Source organism: Gemmobacter denitrificans (assembly GCF_036964905.1).
Lineage (GTDB): Bacteria > Pseudomonadota > Alphaproteobacteria > Rhodobacterales > Rhodobacteraceae > Gemmobacter > Gemmobacter denitrificans.
Genome location: NZ_JBALHR010000028.1, coordinates 1 through 16,365 on the forward strand (window position 1 = coordinate 1; position 16,365 = coordinate 16,365).

At 59.6% G+C, this 16,365-nt stretch carries 22 protein-coding genes and 2 pseudogenes; 10 read left to right on the plus strand and 14 right to left on the minus strand.

Translation table 11 applies throughout. The features are described 5' to 3' along the window. Positions 1-468: 468 nt before the first annotated feature. From V6590_RS20175 to V6590_RS20190, 5 genes are all read right to left on the minus strand, one after another. Entirely contained in the window at positions 469-1,020 is a 552-nt protein-coding gene (locus V6590_RS20175; RefSeq protein WP_335425513.1) for a hypothetical protein, read from the minus strand. A 247-nt stretch (positions 1,021-1,267) separates the two neighbouring features. After that, on the minus strand, positions 1,268-1,951 hold the full coding sequence (locus V6590_RS20180) for a hypothetical protein (RefSeq protein ID WP_335425514.1): 684 nt from the start codon (positions 1,949-1,951) through the stop codon (positions 1,268-1,270). Beyond that, positions 1,944-2,486 carry a hypothetical protein gene (locus V6590_RS20185; RefSeq protein WP_335425515.1) on the minus strand — a complete coding sequence of 181 codons (543 nt, stop codon included), beginning with the start codon at positions 2,484-2,486 and terminating at the stop codon, positions 1,944-1,946. The genes V6590_RS20180 and V6590_RS20185 overlap by 8 nt, the downstream gene beginning before the upstream one ends. 608 nt (positions 2,487-3,094) lie before the next feature. Continuing rightward, positions 3,095-3,196: an integrase core domain-containing protein gene (locus V6590_RS20920; protein WP_350339902.1), complete on the minus strand. Its 102-nt coding sequence runs from the start codon at positions 3,194-3,196 to the stop codon at positions 3,095-3,097. A gap of 38 nt (positions 3,197-3,234) precedes the next feature. After that, on the minus strand, positions 3,235-3,843 hold the full coding sequence (locus V6590_RS20190) for a hypothetical protein (protein WP_335425516.1): 609 nt from the start codon (positions 3,841-3,843) through the stop codon (positions 3,235-3,237). 123 nt (positions 3,844-3,966) lie between these two features. Between V6590_RS20190 and V6590_RS20195 the strand changes: the two genes are divergently transcribed. The 4 genes from V6590_RS20195 (at position 3,967) to V6590_RS20210 (ending at position 5,316) form a co-directional block, all read left to right on the plus strand. Next, entirely contained in the window at positions 3,967-4,161 is a 195-nt protein-coding gene (locus V6590_RS20195) for a DUF6900 domain-containing protein (protein ID WP_335425517.1), read from the plus strand. Between the two features lie 13 nt (positions 4,162-4,174). Continuing rightward, positions 4,175-4,396 carry a hypothetical protein gene (locus tag V6590_RS20200; RefSeq protein WP_335425518.1) on the plus strand — a complete coding sequence of 74 codons (222 nt, stop codon included), beginning with the start codon at positions 4,175-4,177 and terminating at the stop codon, positions 4,394-4,396. Positions 4,397-4,507: 111 nt separating this feature from the next. Continuing rightward, on the plus strand, positions 4,508-4,735 hold the full coding sequence (locus tag V6590_RS20205) for a hypothetical protein (protein ID WP_335425519.1): 228 nt from the start codon (positions 4,508-4,510) through the stop codon (positions 4,733-4,735). A 26-nt stretch (positions 4,736-4,761) separates the two neighbouring features. After that, complete coding sequence (locus V6590_RS20210) at positions 4,762-5,316, plus strand: DUF3489 domain-containing protein (protein ID WP_335425520.1); 555 nt, start codon at positions 4,762-4,764, stop codon at positions 5,314-5,316. A gap of 111 nt (positions 5,317-5,427) precedes the next feature. Here the strand turns inward: V6590_RS20210 and V6590_RS20215 are convergent, their stop codons facing one another. Beyond that, positions 5,428-6,162 (minus strand): C40 family peptidase, encoded by a 735-nt coding sequence (locus V6590_RS20215; protein WP_335425521.1) that lies wholly within the window; start codon positions 6,160-6,162, stop codon positions 5,428-5,430. 211 nt (positions 6,163-6,373) lie between these two features. Here V6590_RS20215 and V6590_RS20985 point away from each other — a divergent pair, with 211 nt between their 5' ends. Beyond that, positions 6,374-6,637 (plus strand): DNA-methyltransferase, encoded by a 264-nt coding sequence (locus V6590_RS20985; protein ID WP_434063297.1) that lies wholly within the window; start codon positions 6,374-6,376, stop codon positions 6,635-6,637. Positions 6,638-6,660: 23 nt separating this feature from the next. On the opposite strand, the gene V6590_RS20225 is transcribed toward V6590_RS20985, so the two are convergent. Next, a complete protein-coding gene (locus V6590_RS20225) occupies positions 6,661-6,819 on the minus strand; it encodes a hypothetical protein (protein WP_335425522.1) in 159 nt (52 codons plus the stop codon). On the opposite strand from V6590_RS20225, the pseudogene V6590_RS20230 reads away from it, so the two are divergent. Further along, positions 6,800-7,965, plus strand: a pseudogene (locus V6590_RS20230) (DUF2793 domain-containing protein); the annotation flags it as partial. The gene V6590_RS20225 and the pseudogene V6590_RS20230 sit on opposite strands and share 20 nt — an antisense overlap. 123 nt (positions 7,966-8,088) lie before the next feature. Here V6590_RS20230 and V6590_RS20235 read toward each other — a convergent pair. After that, positions 8,089-8,898, minus strand: coding sequence for an SDR family oxidoreductase (locus tag V6590_RS20235; RefSeq protein ID WP_335425523.1), 810 nt, complete (start codon positions 8,896-8,898; stop codon positions 8,089-8,091). Positions 8,899-8,908: 10 nt separating this feature from the next. Beyond that, entirely contained in the window at positions 8,909-9,778 is an 870-nt protein-coding gene (locus tag V6590_RS20240) for an SDR family NAD(P)-dependent oxidoreductase (RefSeq protein WP_335425524.1), read from the minus strand. 157 nt (positions 9,779-9,935) lie between these two features. Between V6590_RS20240 and V6590_RS20245 the strand changes: the two genes are divergently transcribed. From V6590_RS20245 to V6590_RS20255, 3 genes and pseudogenes are all read left to right on the plus strand, one after another. Next, on the plus strand, positions 9,936-10,817 hold the full coding sequence (locus V6590_RS20245) for an AraC family transcriptional regulator (protein WP_335425525.1): 882 nt from the start codon (positions 9,936-9,938) through the stop codon (positions 10,815-10,817). Between the two features lie 256 nt (positions 10,818-11,073). Further along, the gene (locus tag V6590_RS20250) at positions 11,074-11,322 is read left to right on the plus strand and encodes a ribbon-helix-helix domain-containing protein (protein ID WP_335425526.1); all 249 of its coding nucleotides are present in this window, start codon (positions 11,074-11,076) and stop codon (positions 11,320-11,322) included. 434 nt (positions 11,323-11,756) lie between these two features. Further along, positions 11,757-12,154 (plus strand): annotated as a pseudogene (locus V6590_RS20255) (ParB/Srx family N-terminal domain-containing protein); the annotation flags it as partial. 577 nt (positions 12,155-12,731) lie between these two features. Here V6590_RS20255 and V6590_RS20260 read toward each other — a convergent pair. From V6590_RS20260 to V6590_RS20280, 5 genes are all read right to left on the minus strand, one after another. Further along, entirely contained in the window at positions 12,732-12,962 is a 231-nt protein-coding gene (locus V6590_RS20260; RefSeq protein ID WP_335425532.1) for a hypothetical protein, read from the minus strand. Beyond that, positions 12,878-13,366, minus strand: a complete 489-nt coding sequence (locus V6590_RS20265) for a hypothetical protein (RefSeq protein ID WP_335425527.1) — start codon at positions 13,364-13,366, stop codon at positions 12,878-12,880. Before V6590_RS20265 ends, V6590_RS20260 begins: the two co-directional genes overlap by 85 nt. Before the next feature lie 115 nt (positions 13,367-13,481). Continuing rightward, positions 13,482-14,423 carry a GIY-YIG nuclease family protein gene (locus V6590_RS20270; protein WP_335425528.1) on the minus strand — a complete coding sequence of 314 codons (942 nt, stop codon included), beginning with the start codon at positions 14,421-14,423 and terminating at the stop codon, positions 13,482-13,484. A gap of 134 nt (positions 14,424-14,557) precedes the next feature. Further along, a complete protein-coding gene (locus tag V6590_RS20275) occupies positions 14,558-15,073 on the minus strand; it encodes a hypothetical protein (protein WP_335425529.1) in 516 nt (171 codons plus the stop codon). 43 nt (positions 15,074-15,116) lie between these two features. Further along, positions 15,117-15,683: a hypothetical protein gene (locus V6590_RS20280; RefSeq protein ID WP_335425530.1), complete on the minus strand. Its 567-nt coding sequence runs from the start codon at positions 15,681-15,683 to the stop codon at positions 15,117-15,119. A 9-nt stretch (positions 15,684-15,692) separates the two neighbouring features. Here V6590_RS20280 and V6590_RS20285 point away from each other — a divergent pair, with 9 nt between their 5' ends. Then, complete coding sequence (locus V6590_RS20285; protein WP_335425531.1) at positions 15,693-16,250, plus strand: helix-turn-helix transcriptional regulator; 558 nt, start codon at positions 15,693-15,695, stop codon at positions 16,248-16,250. Positions 16,251-16,365: the final 115 nt, after the last annotated feature.

Below are 16,365 nucleotides of genomic sequence, written 5' to 3' on the forward strand. Positions count from 1 at the left end.
ATATCCTTTCCCTCGTGGCAGACACGCTGCATCCGAGGCAACTGGATGACTTGCTGAAATACAGCTTCGACTGATGTAGGCCCTCGCTTTCGCGCCTTTGCGGGAATCTGACGGTTGCAAACTGTGCGACAGTGGAAAGGCGGCACGGGAAGCTGCCGCTGGGCACGGCAGATCGCGGCCAAAAAATGGAATCCGAGGCTGGAAGCGCCATGCGTCAACGGGCACTGACGCAGTCCCAATCAGTACAACACAGTCGTCAAGCCCAATATCGATGGCACGTGGCTGCCCTTCGAGGCACCCAAACTTCAATCAATGGCTCGTCCATTACCGTTGCTCCAAGTCGAGATACTTATACTGCAGTTCCCCGTCAGATATGGCTTCGCGCAACGCTATGTAGTTGATGCTATCGATACCCTCACACGTGTAGTCTTCAGAAATGTCACCCCAGCCCATATCTTCCTCCTCCAGTCAGCAGCTTGTTGTGCGAGAATTGATGTAATTCGCGGCAACTACAGTTGCCAAGTGAGTTATAACGAACAGGACCGCCACCTGAGCAATGCTAGTATTTCCCAAGCTGAAAAAAGAGAGCAGACCTATGACCAGTGCATATAGGTATGGCCAAATCAAGTCGCGCACGTCTGCTTTAACCTTTAGCGCGAGTCTCACGATGACTCCCCCAAAAAACAAGAACAATACCGAGAGGATCATTGCGAAAATGCTCAATCTCTCAACGCTATAGTACCATAGCAAAAATCCCGCGCCGTAGAAAAAATTTGAAATTGATTCTCTTGCCTGATTCCCGAGTTTCATCTCGAAACCTGCTCCTGTTTCAGTGCTGGATGCACCCTGCTGCGCAAATCTGTAAGTCCAGAAGGCATTCCTTACCATCGGAATAATGCCGAAACAATCACCCCCCATCCCTCGATACAAATAGGATTGGAGGAGCGGATTCTTTCTTCTCACGCAGAATTGCACCAATTCTTTCAACATATGGCCTTCAAACGTTACCGCAAGGACCATTCTCTGCGGCAATCTGCGCATAGGCCGCGCCAAAGGCACCCTGTGAAATTGTCATGACAAACGCCAATACCGCAGACGCGCACAACGAAAAGGACTGTTTCATTGCAAGACCGTTTCTTTCCGAGAATATGTTTCACAAGACTTCTCACAAATAGAGAAAAAATCGAAACCTGATCCCGCTCGCTCGACACTCACGCAGAAGTCTATATCGAATCTTTTGGCCCCCCCAGCTCAGCAAGATTTACGGTCATTCCTTGATCACTCCTACTACACGGTTGCCCACAACGATAAGAACGTAAACCGAACGGGTATCAGACAACTCTCCCAGCGTTAGCATTCTAAGTACAAGGCCTTCACACGTCGTTAGCGAATCAGCATCGCCCAGTCTAGAATCCCAGGCTTCAGGTAACCAACTTTCAGCTGCCTCCAATCCAAGCTGCGCCTGCATGGTCTCGACATAGCGACGCACATCAGTTTCACATTTCCTGATCTGTCTCGCTCTGATAACTGAAATTCGCTGTTGAACCTTATCACTCCAAAGCAACGTAGCTTCCTTGCCGCTTCTTATCTCTATCCGGCCGGCATAACGCATTCTGTAAATGCATTCTCCTCCTTGCATGAATAAAAATAGCACATTTCTAGAAGTATCCGCAAAAACACTTGGACCACGCAGGCCGTCTGGCGCCAGTAGACCGAAAGGCGTCAATCTTGCATCATTTGGAGAATATGATCTGCATCCGCCAGCTTGAACCGGGCATGCAGCCGATATACCCACCAACAAAAAAATACTATACAGCCATCCCTTCACAATAGTAAAGAAAATGCTCTTCTCTTTGCTAGTGGCAAGTGTCACAAGGTCAACCCTACTACTATCAACCATTGCCTCGCGACCGCCGCAATCAGAGCGAACGGAGTTGCCAGTCTCATTCATCATCTACCTCCAAGTTGACGCGTTCCTCTATCGCAGTGATGCAACTCCATGGCACGAAGATAAGCGCAGTAAAGACGATGCCACGATCCGCCAGGCGAATGGACATCGTGACCTCAGTTTCCTCACTGCAATCGAACCCCAACTCGTAGTCGCCATAGTACACTTTGTCGTTTTCCTTAAACGCAAACTTTTCCTGATGAACGCGCTTAACACTCTGTGGAATATTGCCGAATATGCCATCTGGAATGCAACTTGGAGCGACGGCATTGAGATCTACAGCGAATGCCTTCTCGGGCCTCATACCACAAAACGTATCAGTCTCAAGAAGGACACTGCCTCGCATGTTGCAGCCCTTCCACAGCCTCTCCTCTGATGCCTTCCCCTCTGGCGAGTTACAGAACTCTACTAGAGCAGGAAAGAAGATTCGCCTTACCTCAGTAACCCATTCCTCATCCGCATCTCTTACTTCTGTGGCTGCTATTTGGGGCGCTGCTATCAGAAGAGCAAGAACCAGCAGTGAGGGAACATTGACCATGGCATGGCATCCTCTATTCGGGGTAAGCAATAAGGACAAAGCTAGAGAGTGCGCTATTTATCTGGGCTTGCAACCCACTATCTGCTCTTGGAGAAGCGCTGATGACGCCTTCGGAATAAATTGCGGAAATGACTCCCATGAGAGGCGCAGAATCGTCAGATTTAGTGAATCTTACATGCACTTTCTGCCTGCTACTCTGTATAGTTGAGAGCCTTACCAGCGCGCGAAGTACGCAAGACTCGCTATCCGGCAGCAACGTGCCGATGCGATTGGGCATGGTCAAGCACAGATTGCGGCGATGGATCGCAGAACAACCCACGCAACTCCGGGTCCAGCCTTCATAGTCAATGCCCGCTCAAGATCGCAGCCAAAGGGCGCGGCGGATCGCAGTCCGGCTTGGCCGAGTGCACGTCAAAGACAGCCATTTCGGTTGCATGTTCCATTGGATCCGTCACCCGCCCGAATTTCGCAAGCATCTGAAAATATTCGACTTCTCAAACATGCAACGGCTCGAGGCCACTTGCGGCTAAATTTGCATGTTCGGATGCCGCCCCCAGGACCGTTTCCAGGATGGTCATGACTGCTCGGACCATCAAACTGCCCATTTATCAGGGGGTTAAACGGTGCTCTCCGGGCGCAACCCTTGGGGTCGGCCAGCCAAGGCGGGAGTGGGGGCGTTCGGTGTTATAGTCTTTGCGCCAGGCTGCCAGCGTGGCGCGGGCACATCACCCCGGTGTCAGGCATTCGCTCAAGCGCAGTTGCCGACGCGTGGGAAGTGCGCCGAACGGCACAAGGGACATCGTACCGGATTGCGCGTGACCATGATCTCGTTGCTTCGATCCTCGACAGGGCAGGCCCGTTGAAGTCCGACATGGGCTTCCAGCACCCTCTGCATGATCGCGGTCTCGATCGTCACCGATGCCCCGGATTGCCGTTCCAACTCCGCCATGATCTGTGCCGCCATAAGTGCTGCCACCCGTCCGGGCCAGGTCACCCAGACATCCCGTTCCTGACGCGCCAGATGGAACACCAGCGTTTCCGCCCGCGCGCGGTCGACCAGCGTGCCCTTTTTCTTCTGCACGGCCAGCTGCCGTTCCTGCGCCGCGTAAACCGTCAGCGCCGTGCGGGCCTTGATGTAGGACGTCGTGTCGCCGGGGCCGCTGGCGAGCCCGTCACCGCCAAGCGACCGGCGCTGCTGGTCGGGATCCGTCATCTCCGCCCGTCGCACATCCGAGGCTGCGGCGTTGATCGACCCGTCATCATGGACCACCAGACGCCCGTTCTTGCGCGCCTTCTGCACCCCGCCGCGAGACAGGCCAGAATGGGCCGCGTACTCGCGTTCGCTCATGCCTTTCATGGCGCTGTGAATTCCATCAAGATATTGAAATTAAACAGTAAAAAACAATCATTCCGGTTGATTGTCTCCCCCTCCAGAGCGATTCTGCGATCAGGAACTCACCCCCGGATCGGAGACCAGACCATGACCACAACTGCCAAACCCACCTCCACCGCGCCCGAGGCGCTGATGCTCGACATCGCGAAGCGCCACTTCCACGTCGAGACGCTGGACACCCGGAACAGCGACGGGCTGGATTTCCACGACGTCGCCATCTGGTCGATCCGCGCCGCCCTGATTGAGGCCTATGCCGCGGGCCTCGCCGCGGCCCGGCGCTGAGGGGGCCAACGACATGACCATGGCCATCACCACCATCCGCATCGCCTATTCCACCCTTCCCGAGGGCTTCGACCTGAGCCGCCCGGACGCCATCGCCGAGGTCATCGAGCAGGCCCTGCGCGAGAGCGGGATCCCGGCCGAGGCCTCCGACGTCCTGTCGCACCTGAAGATCGAAGTGCCCTCCGCCCAGCTTGGTGCTGCCAGCCGCGCGCTGGCCGAGATGCGGCTGATCTGACCGGAAAGATCAGAAAGCACTGATATTGCTCCGATTTGCCTACGATCATCCGCTCGACAGAGCGATGGTGTTCGCACCAGAACGATGCAACTCAGCGAAGGATGCCCCGCCATGACCACCCGCCGCGCCGCCGACAATTCCAAGGCCCTCGACGCCTTCATCGCCGCCAAGGCCGAGATCGACACCATGCTGGAGCGCCTGCAGGCTCTCAGCGACGACCATTTCGAGACCCATCCTGACGAGATCAATTGGGGCCATGTCGGGACGCTGAAGCACTATGCGTGTCTGCTGCGCCAGATGACCGACAGCGCCTTCAAGGAAGGCGAACACGCCGGCTGACGCGCCCACAACGCGCGACGGCCCCGATGACCACCCCGTCCGATATCCAATCCTTGATCCTGTCCCGGGTTGCGACCCGGCCCGGCAACCTCGCCCTGCCGCTGCCCGAGGGGCTGGTCGGCGCCGCCGCCAAGATGGTGGTCGGCAAGATGATCGCCCGCGGCTGGCTCGAAGAGGTCGAGGCCAACCTGCGTCGCAGCGAGCCGATGTGGCGCGAGACTGGCGACGGCCATGGCACCACGCTGATCGCGACCGAGGCCGGGCTGGAGGCCATCGGGATCGAGCCGCTGGCGGCCAGCGCCGTTGCCAGCGTGCGGAGGGCGAAGCCCAAGGCGGAACCCGCGCCCGACGACACCGACACCGCGAAACCGATCGCCATCCGCGCCGGCACCAAGCAGGCCCAGATCATCGCCATGCTCCAGCGACCCGAGGGCTCCACCATCGCAGAGATGGTGGAGGCGACGTCTTGGCAATCGCACACGGTCCGGGGTTCGATCTCGGGCGCGCTGAAGAAGAAGCTGGGCTTGCCCATCACCGCGGAAAAGGTCGAGGGCAGAGGAATGGTTTACCGCCTCCCATAAATGGGCTGACCCGCGCACTTTGCCTACTGCGCGAACACCGAAAGTTCCACTTGCGGAAGGATGGGCAGATTTTTTCGTTTCCTTCCAACAGTCTTTACTTTCGGGAACACATCACCACCAACGCAGATCGGGGCAGTCACGCCACAAAGTCGCGTTTAGAAGTGCCGGGTCATCATGAGGAACTGATCCGCCGTCGGGAACCAGGTAGCCCAGCAACCAGCCAAATGTGGGATCCTTGCAAAGGTGGCCGGGCGAGAAGAAATCTGGTTGGTAAGCCACCTGCGCAGTTTCGTGAATAATGCCTACAACCGAATAGCATGCGACTATAAATGCCGAGCAGAAGAAACTTTGCCTAGCATATTCCTCCGATAAGGTGTGGCGGCCGAAGTTTTCGCGTATGAATTCGAGTTGGTTCTCGAAGTACGCAGTGCTTTCGGTTTTAAACTTTAGAACAGATATCAAATCATAAAACTTGGCATTTGCATTCACTGCGGCGACAAACGCAGCCAGCTTCTGCCGATGATACTCACCAAAACCGCACTGACTTCTGAGTACAGCAATACATCGGCTGCCATGCAATGAAGCCGGAAAATCCCTTATTGATACACCAAACGGAATGTTTGAATCCGCAATTTTGCCATCCCCAAGGTAAATCGCTGCATGGGTGTATGGGCTGCTCGTTGCCGCAGAAATTTTCATTTGTACCATATTGGGCTTTTGCGGGCGATACAGCAGGACGTCTCCTGGCTGTAGATCGGCGGCCTGCAGAAATAGCTGATCCTCGACGGTGATTAGCTTCACGCCTTCAGCTTTGGCCGTTGCAAGATTCTTGTTTGTGCCAGTCATTCCGAAAACCACTTCTTTCGCAGGCAAGCCTGCCGCAAGCTACATTGTTCCGATGTAGGTTGGAAAGCCGAACAAGACGGTCGAGAGCAAGAACGCGGGCGAAACCCTCGGCGGCGGCGGCCTGCGCGGGGCCGATGGCACGGTCCACCGCAAGACCGGCACCGGCAACGCGATCCAGAGCCACCGCATCCCGGACAGCGTGTTCCGCATCATGCGCCACAAGGGAGGGTTGGGCGCGGCCGGATCGCACCCGGCGGTCTTCCCGGTGGCGCTGGTCGAGGCTGTGCTGGAGGCCTTCACCGATCCGGGCGACCTGGTGTTCGAACCCTTCTGCGGCTCCGGCACCCAGCTGATCGCCGCGGAACGCACCGGGCGGCGCTGCTGCGCGGTGGAGCTGGACCCGGTCTATTGTGACGTGGCGGTGCGGAGGTGGGAGATGACGACGGGGAGGAAAGCGCAACTGTCCCAGAACTAGTGCACGGCCCCGACGCACTCGTCTCACATTGCATTCCGGGGCTGGCGATTGAAGTGGAAGATGAACTCGTGCGAGGGCGCCAGACGCCCGTCCCAGTCGCCGGGCAGGCCGGGCCCCTGGTCCCAGACATACCAGCCAAACCGCCGCCAGCCCTGCGCACGCACCTTTGCCAATACGGTCACACAGGTCGGCATGCCGCAGGCAAACCTGACGGCACAGCTCCTCGGCCTCGGTGGGGCCACGGCCGACAGTTACAACCGGGTTTCGGTCAATACGCCTGCGGTGCTCCTGAACAACGCAGGCGCGGGGATCGAGGCGACCGTGAACAAGGCCGCCCCGGCGAACGACGCCGCCTTTGCCTTCAAGACCGGCTTCTCCGCCCGTGCGCTGATCGGCCTCCTCGGCAACGATGACTTTAGCTTCAAGGTCAGTCCGGACGGGTCCGCCTTCTTCGATGCCTTCAGGGTCGACCGCACCAACGGCCGCGTCGAACTGGCCGAACCGGTCGTCCTGCCCGCCCATGATGCTGTTCCTTCACCACCGCCCGCAGGAAAGCTGGCGCTCTATGCCCGTGACCGCGCGGGGATGGGCTGGCTCGATGTCGAACGCCCCTCGGGCCGCCACTTCCCGCTCCAGCCACATTTCGGGGTCAACCGCATCGCGACATGGGCGCCATCGACCAGCACGACGATCAACACCAACGGCATGCCGCGCACGGCGGTCGGAACTGCAGCCACACCGACGCTGGCCACGACCAACCTCTCCAGCTCCATGCGTCGTTGGCGGATGACCTCCGCAGCCACGGCCGGGGCAGTGGCCGAGGAACGCTCGGCCGGATGGGTCTGCTGGCGCGGCAATGCGGAGGGTCTGGGCGGCTTCACCTATGTGAACCGGCTGTCGATGGTCACGCTGCAACCGACCGGCATGGGCTTCTTCGGCCTGATCGGATCGGTCGCGGCGCTCTCCACGACCCTCACCCTTTCAGCCGTCGTCAACGCGCTGGGCATCGGGTTCGAGCGTGGCACCCATGCGAACTGGCAGATCGTCCACAACGACGGCGCGGGCGCACCGACACTGATCGATCTCGGCGCGGGCTTCCCTGTGGCCAGCACGACGAATGTCCTGACCCTCTATATCGCAGCGGCCCCGAACGACAGCGCAGTCGGGATCCGCGTGGTCGAGGAGGTCTCGGGCGCGGTGGCCGAAGCCACGATCACCACCGACATGCCGCGGCGACCCAGCTCCTGAGCCCGCGCAACTACCTCAACAACGGCAGCACCGCCGCAGCCGTCGCCTACGACTGCTCGGGCGTCTACGTCGAGACGGATTGCCGGAAGGCGCGGTCATCGTCCGAATGCTCAGCGACTATGCCGTCTTGCGCGACCAGGCGCGTGCGTGCCGTTGAGGGCGGAAAGCAGACAGCGCGCCCGCTTTCCTGGGTCGGGACGACATTATCTCATCAACGCCTTGATGCTCCCGAGGAAGCTCTCGTCATCTTCCTGCTTGCGGCGATCCAGCAACGTCTCGGCGTCCGAACCGGCACGGAAGCGCAGGCGGGAGCTGGTGTCGTTGACTGCGGTCCAGATTACGTCGGCGACAACCTCGGGGGCTGAAGGGTTTGCTGCCATCTTGCCGAACAGCCGCCCCATGGCCTGCGCCGTCGAGGTATAATCCGTTAGGCGCTCATCCATCGCAAAGTCGAAGGATCGGCCTCCGAAATCCGTCTTGATCATGCCTGGCTCGACGATTCGGACGTGGATGCCGAGCGGCTCCAGCTCGTAGTGTAGTGCCTCCGAGAGGCCTTCGACCGCGAATTTCGTGCCGTGGTAGAGCGTTCCGAGCGGGAAGGTAATCTGCCCGCCGATGGACGAGATGTTGACGATGGTGCCGGCCCGGTTTGCCCGCATGTGGGACAGAACTGCCTTGGTGACCTCCAGCAGGCCGATCACGTTGGTGTCGAACTGCCGCCGGATGCGGTCTGCGGAAAACGCCTCGAGCGGGCCATAGGCGCCGTAGCCCGCGTTGTTCAGCAGGGTGTCGATCCGACCGAAGCGTGCGATCCCTTCGGCCACGGCCGCCGCTATGGAAGCGCTGTCGGTCATGTCGAGCCGCGTGACCAGCACGTTGTCCAGTGCGGCCAGGTCCGCCCCGGCGGCGGGATCACGCATGGTGGCAATGACATTCCAGCCCTCAGACTGGAACCGCAGCGCTGTGGCTTTGCCGATGCCCGAGGATGCGCCGGTGATCAGAATGGTGTTCATGGCGCGCTCCTCAGGCGTTCAGGTCAAGCATCTGGGCAATACCGAAATTGGTGAAGACCGCGCGCGTCACCTCGTGCAGCACGTCGTTGTATCGTTCGATCTGCGGGCCTACACCGGTGTGATCGACGACCGTGCGGAACGGCTTTTTCCCGAAAGGCATGTCCAGCAGCGCCACCACCGCCTCGGCGATCCGCTCCGGGCGCTGGTCGGGCGTGGCGTCCAGCATCTGCGCCAGACCCGCCGCCGACATCGCCGGGACCTGCGCAAAGTCGCCATAACTGCCCTCGCGTGCGGGATCGTTTGGCGCGACCATCCCGTCAAAGAAGGCTGTCGGCATCGCGCCCGGCTCGATGATGCAGGATTCGATGCCGAAGCCCGACAGTTCGGTCCGGTAGCATTCCACGATCGCCTCCAGCGCCCATTTCGACGCCGAATAGGTGCCGTAGAAGGGCGTCGCGATCCGGCCGATCAGGCTGGAGGTATATAGGACTGTGCCGCGCCCCTGCGCGCGAAGGTGCGGCAGGGCGGCCCGCATCACCCGCTGCACGCCCGTGACGTTCACGTCGAAGACGCGTGTCATGTCCTCGGGCGACATCAGTTCCTGGATGCCATAGGCGCCGATCCCGGCATTGTTGAAGAGTACGTCCAACCCGTCGAGCGCCGCGATGGCCTGCGCCACGCCCGCCTCGGTGCTGGCGCTGGCGGTCACGTCCATCTCGACGATCCGCGCCCCCGCGGCCTCCAGCTCTGCGGCCGTGGCGGCGTTGCGCCCCGCGCGGGACCGCACGCTGCCTGCAACCACGTGCCCTTTTGCCAGAAGCGCCAGCGCCATGGGCTTGCCGAAACCGCCCGCTATCCCCGTGATGAAAACCTTTGCCATGATGGTCGCCCTTTCCAGTTGGTTTGGCGACCATAGTCCGGACATTCCCGTCATTCTTTCCCAATTGACCGGATTACTTGCCTGATCCTCCAGATCAGCGAATTTCCGGTTCGGCGGCAGAGGCGACTGTGCTAATCAGGTTGTAGGAGAGACCCTCATGACCCTTCTGCACCACGTCGCCACACTGATGGACCGCCACGCGCCTGCGCAGACCGCACTGGCCCATGCGCCCAGCGGGATGCACGTCCTTCGCCACACCGCGCCGACGGGGCAGGACGCCACCGTCTATCGCCCGCTTCTGTGCCTGGTGTTGCGGGGCACCAAGGAGGTCGCCACCAGCAGCCGGTCCCTGCGCGTGGGCCCGGGGCAATCGCTGGCTGTCAGTCACGCCCTACCTATCGTCTCGCGCATCACCGAGGCCGCGGTCGATGCGCCTTATGTGGCGCTGGTCTTTCCCATCGACCTAGATCTTCTGCGTGCGCTTGCACCCGACGTGTCGCCGTGCATGGGGCAAGGGCCGCGAGACCCGTTCGCGATCTCGCTCTGCCCCGGCGATCCGGGGATGGAGGATGCCCTTCTGCGCTATCTGCACCAATGCGAAGGCCCCGAGACCCACCGCCTGCTGTCCCCCATCACAGCCCGAGAGATTCACGCACGTCTCCTGCTGGGTCCCCATGCCGAACCGCTACAGCGGCTGCTATGGCAGGAAACAACTGCCAGCCGTATTTTTGCGGCCACGCGCGCGATCCAGTCCGATCTGGCAAAGCCGCTCGCCGTGGGTGACCTTGCCCAGCAGGTCGGAATGAGCAGTTCGGCGTTCTTCGAGCACTTCAAGGCCGTCACCGGCACCTCGCCCCTGCAATACCAGAAGGAATTGCGGCTGCTGCGCGCGCGCGAAAGCCTGCGACAGACGAATGCCAAGGTCTCAGACATCGCCTTTGCAGTCGGCTACGAAAGCTCGGCCCAGTTTTCACGCGAGTATGCCCGCAAGTTCGGCGCACCGCCCCGTCAAGACAGGGCAATGGAGGCCGCCGAGTGAAGTTGGAGATTATGTGCGAAGGCTTACCTCGATCGGTCCTTCATTTGGGAAGAGCTCCGAACGACTCATGGAAGCAAAATGTCAGAGCGGAATGATCGAACAGCAGCGATGGAGCAGAGCAAACCGTCATCGGGCATCGGTACGTGCAGTTAGGGAGGCAAGCCCCAACAGCCTGGTTGATCTGCGCCGGTTCGTGCCGCACCTTGCCCGGGTATTCATTCTTGCGTATCTTGAATACAAATAGGCGGAGGCGAGCATGTCCCAGACCACGACGATGACGGTCCGCATCAGCGGCGCACTGAGCGAGTTCGTTGCGTCGAACGTGGGCGAGCACGGTTCCTACGAGAACATCAGCGAGTACATCCGCGACCTGATCCGGCGCGACAAGGAGCGGGTGGAGCGTGAGGCGTTCGAGCGCCTGAAGGCGGAACTGACACGGTCTTTTGCGGCGTCCGAGGACAGCTACCGCCCGCTGAGCGCGGCCGAGGTCCGTCGAAGAAGCTGACATGCGGCCTCCGATGCAGCATGGATGGCAATCGCTCTGGCCCCCTCCTCTGGTTCCTCCCCGGCGCAAAACGTATGCGGGGGGCGCAGCGCGGCGGTTCGCTAGCGTGAGGCATTTTCACCGGGGAAGCTAGGCGGAAGCCACCTTGCGACCCGGAGCCGAAAATCTTGAGTCAGATCAGCGGCTTGCGGAATCACGATCTGGCCGGGGTGGATTCCCGGCGGGAAGCCAGGGAAGCCACCTCCGGGGAAGCCAGGTAGCCGGAAGCCACCCCTGGAAGCTAATTCGTTATAAGCCGTTGAATCCGCTTCACTTTTCGGGTTGACAGACCTGCCCCCATTGACCTACCCCTTGATCATCGAAGAATTGCGCCCGGAGGAACCCCCTCGCGGGCGCTTTTCATTTCCCCTCCCCCACATCCCGAGCCCTATCCCATGGACCTCGTCTTCGCGCCGAGCCAGGTAGAGTCTCCTGGCCGATTGCCCGGCTGCGCCCCTATGCCCGCAATGCCAAGATGCACGGCGACGACCAGGTGGCGAAGATCGCCGCCAGCATGGCCAAGTTCGGCTGGACCGTGCCCTGCATGGTGGCCGACGACGGCGAACTGATCGCGGGCCATGGACGGGTGCTGGCGGCCACCATGCTCGGGCTGACCGAGGTGCCGGTCATCCGGCTCAGCCATCTCGACGAGGCCGAGCGCCGGGCCTACCGGATCGCCGACAACAAGCTGACGGAACTGGGCGAATGGGACGAAGCCCTGCTGCGCGACGAGATCGCTGGGCTGCTGGCTGAGGATTTCGACCTGACGCTCTTGGGCATCAGCGACGATGACCGACATCAACCAACTCGAGGCAGAACGGCTTGCCCTGCAAGCGGCACTGGACGGCGACAAGACGTCGGAAGATCGGAATCGCATGGGCCAATTCGCGACACCGACAGCACTTGCACGCGAGATACTTGCCCACGGTGTAAGCCTGCTGCACGGCGACGCCTCAATTCGGTTCCTTGATCCCGCAGTAGGGACAGGCTCATTCTATTCGGCGCTTTTGGCGACGGTGCCCCACGAACGGGTTGAAAGCGCAACCGGATTTGAAATTGATCCGCACTACGGTGACCCAGCCCGCAATCTGTGGCGAAACACGCAACTCCAAATCCATCTAGAAGACTTTGCTGAGGCCTCGCCTGCGGGGCGTGAAGCAAACCTATTGATCTGCAATCCGCCCTACGTTCGTCATCATCACATGGATGGCACCCGAAAGGCCACAATTCAGCACCGAACTGAAGAGGCTTGCGGCGTCAAGATAAATGGCTTGTCTGGGCTGTACTGCTACTTCATTGGCCTTGCACACCCCTTTATGGCCGAAGATGGCGTCGCGGGATGGCTCAACCAACCTAGCGGGAAGGGATGTTCAGGCGGCGTGCTCGCCCTCGTGGAAGGCCATGTCGGTGATTTCGCGGAGGCGGGCGCGATAGTGCTCCAGCGTGCCGACATGGCCCCAATTCACCTCGTCGGGGCTGTGGCCGAAGTGGTCGGCGCTGTGGGCGACCAACCGGGTCAGCATTTCGTCGATCTCGATCTTCGCGGCGATGAAAGCATCCAGCGCGGCGTCATTGGTCGCTCTTCCGTCATGCGGCGCCAGCGCGGGCTGCCCTCGCGCGCCGCACCGTTCCCGGCTGTGCCGAAGCGCACGAAATCGACATAGGCATGATCAGCATCTGTCGGCCAGTGCCGCTGGAAATCATCGAGGAAGGCGGGCCAGTCCGGCAGCAACCCGTGGACCTCGAAATAGCGCAGGGGAAACGAGAAGGCGTGATCGATGCCGACGACCGTCGGGATGTCCTCGGCGAGTCGTTCGACCAGCCATTCCGCGATCCCACGCCGCGTCCAGTATCGCTTCGGTGAGGGTGGCGGGGCAACCTCCCGGGGCGCCTCGCCAACATCAGCCATGTAGACCCGCAACCCCTTCAAGCTCGAGTTGGCTGTCTCTGCGCCGGAGTAATCGATGCCGATCGCCCGGGCAAAGGATGGCTTCTCTTTATTCATCTCGAAACTCTGGAAGGGCTAATGGGTGGATTCGGAACAAATGAGGGCACTCACCGATTGTGGTACGGTTGTTGAGTACTATCTGCGATCACGTGCGATATTTGCAAAACTGCTACTAGAACCTCGACACACCGGGCAAGTTGGAAAACAATAGCATAGCGTCGGTGGCTGAACCCCAAAAGAACTCACCACCGAGGCTTTCAAGCTTGCCTTTGCTCCTATCCTTGAAAGCTTGCTCTATGGTTTCCGCGGACTTGCGGTCCGGAAACTCGGCCTGCATGTGCAGAGACCATCGCCCCTGCGCAGCAGGCGGAATCCCAGCGTTCAGTTGGCCGATCCGACCTATTACATCACTTGAAACCCCGATCTTCATTGCTATGGACTTAGACCCAAACGCCTCGGGCTTCCCGAGAAGAGCGTGTCCATTGCCTTCGAAGCGAGCCAGATAGAGGAATGTCACGCCGTCATTCTTTGTGACTGTATGGGTTCCAAAGGACCCTGGGAAAGCACGTGATGGCGCGAACTCTTGACCAAAGGGTTTTTTCTTCAAGCTTGAAACTGCGAGAGGCGGCTCACCGAACACGTTCACTTCGGTCACCTTGATCTTCAGTGCCAGCGCGATTTCATCTTCAGTTAGGGCAGCGCCCCACACGCCAAGCGCTTGTCCCGCTTCCGGTCGATAGGTTTGAAATGCGATTTTTCGGATCAACATCTTTTCGTCGCAACGCCATGCGCGCCGTACAGGTATGCCAAAGGTCCATTTTTCGGCCCAGCCTCTATCTGCCTTGCGCCTTTGGCTGTCTTTTGACGATCTCTCGTAGTCTCGAATTGGCTGCGCATCAACTTGAAGAAAGCCTAAAACATAGGAGCGGAGCGCCTTTTCTGTTTCCTTTGTGCCAGCACCATAGATCATCAACAGATCACCATCGTTGATCTGCTTAAGGATGCGCGTCCGCCCGCTTTCCTTAGTCCAGCCTGCGTAACCATCTTCTTCCGGACCGAACCCATAAAAGGAACGCATCCACATTTTTTTACCTTGGGGTAGTCCGGACGTCATGCCGCCTCATTTTCTCATCATTGCTGAGTCGCTTGGGTTTCTCGCAAAGGTGGTCGAGAAACCGCTACAAAAAGTGGAAGTTATCTGGCCATATTTCGGCTTGAGAGCATTGACATAGCTTTTGGCGGCATCCGCTACCCATCCTCCCGCCCGACGAACACAGTGCTGACCCTATCCAGCACCCCCGTAGACTGCCCCTCTGAAGCCGCCCGGCAGTAATCGAGGAGCGTTTCGGCGCGGGCCCGGATTTCATCTAGCTTGCCTTGCGGTTGGGCGTAGTACAACTCCTCGATCGACGCGATGCCAAGGTAGTCCGGGATGGTTTTGTCTTTGGCGCTCTTGTCACTGATGGCCTGTTTGGCTTCGATCCAGGACGGATCAAGTTCCTGGGCCCAAGCCTCAGCGAGCTTTTCGAGGGCAGGAAGGGTGAGATCGCCGAAGATCGATCGCCCGCCATCGTCCACCACTTGGCCTGACAGAAACCGCGCAAGGGATGCAAGGATCGAAACCGTTCTGGCTGGCCGGATATCCCAGTGCGTCAGATTGGGAAGGGTCTCGGCAAGGTTCGCCAGAAGGCCGGAGACCTGATCGAGCCGCGGCGACTGCAAGTGTAACCCACGGCGCTTCGTCTCCTGGAACGCCTCGACCAAATGTCGCGCTGCCTCGGCTTGATCACCGCTGATCTCGGTCTGGTCAGCAACTTCCCTGAGAAGAAGAAGGCGAGGCGCCTGAACGTGAGGATTGCCGTTGCTGATCCTCGATCTTCCGCTTCTGGGCTTCAAGGTCGGCGACCAGGGCACCCCGTTCTCGCACTCGGCTGAAATGTGCGTTGATCTGTTCGGTGATCACCGGCGGAACATAGATCGACGCCCGCTTTTCATGGAAGGCCAGGAGGCCGTCCAGACCTTGGTTGCCCATCAGCGTTGCCGAAAGACAGGCCGTCCAGATCGCCGGTGTCCGCTCAAAGACCAGTGAGCGGTTCGAGGGTGCAAGGAACCGGGAGCTTAGCCGGTGGCTTTCGTCAACAATCATACCCGCTGCCGATCGAACATCCCGATTGATGATCTCGAGTTCCGCATGCTCTTCCGATGCCTTGGTCTTTGACAGGTTGCTGTGCTTTATCGGCTTGAAGTTGACCGGCGCATTGGTCGTCCAGTTGCTGAACACACTAGCCGGGATCAGCGCCAGTGAGCCAAGTCGGCGCTGATCTGCCCTTTCACCCCAGGAAAAGACAGTCTGATCGTGGGCCACCGGCAGCAAGGTCGCGAGGTGCTTTCCGATATCGGTCTTGCCTGCGCCAGTGGGCGCTTCGACGAAAGCGAAGCCTTGCTCATGGATCGTCCCCGCAGCCTCATAGATCAGTTCCGCCTGAAACGGCTGCGGCGGGCGTCCAGCCCTGGTATCAACGACGTGCTACAGCCTCCGCGTATTTGGAGGAAGAAGACACGGGCAACGCTTCACAAAATGGGTTTGAAAAATCGACTGACCAGAGCGGACATCTATTACCTCTATGGCGTTCGCGGGATGGCTGCTCAGTACGAAGCAAGCCAGCACATGCAAGCGCTTCGTGTTGCTGCGGAAGAGCTCATGAAGGCGAAGTCGCATACAGTCATTGGCTTTGGCGCAAAACCATCGCTTCCAAACGGCCTGACATTGCGCCAGGCCGAAGCGCTGGCCGAATTGGGCCCTCGACGAACGAACTCAGAAATTGCGGCAAAGCTCGAAACGACCGAGGCCGCCATCAAGAAGAGGTTGCAGGAGGCATACCGGAAGCTCGGAGTGGCAGATCGGGCAGAGGCGGAGCGTTGGGTCAAGAAGAATCTTTAGGCGCCTTTTCCTGTCAGACGCTGCCCAGTGCGGTTTTCGCGCATTGTTGATCCTGCCGGGCTACTATCCCGCTGATCTTGCACGCGGAATCCGTCCGTTTGTTGACCTATTGTTG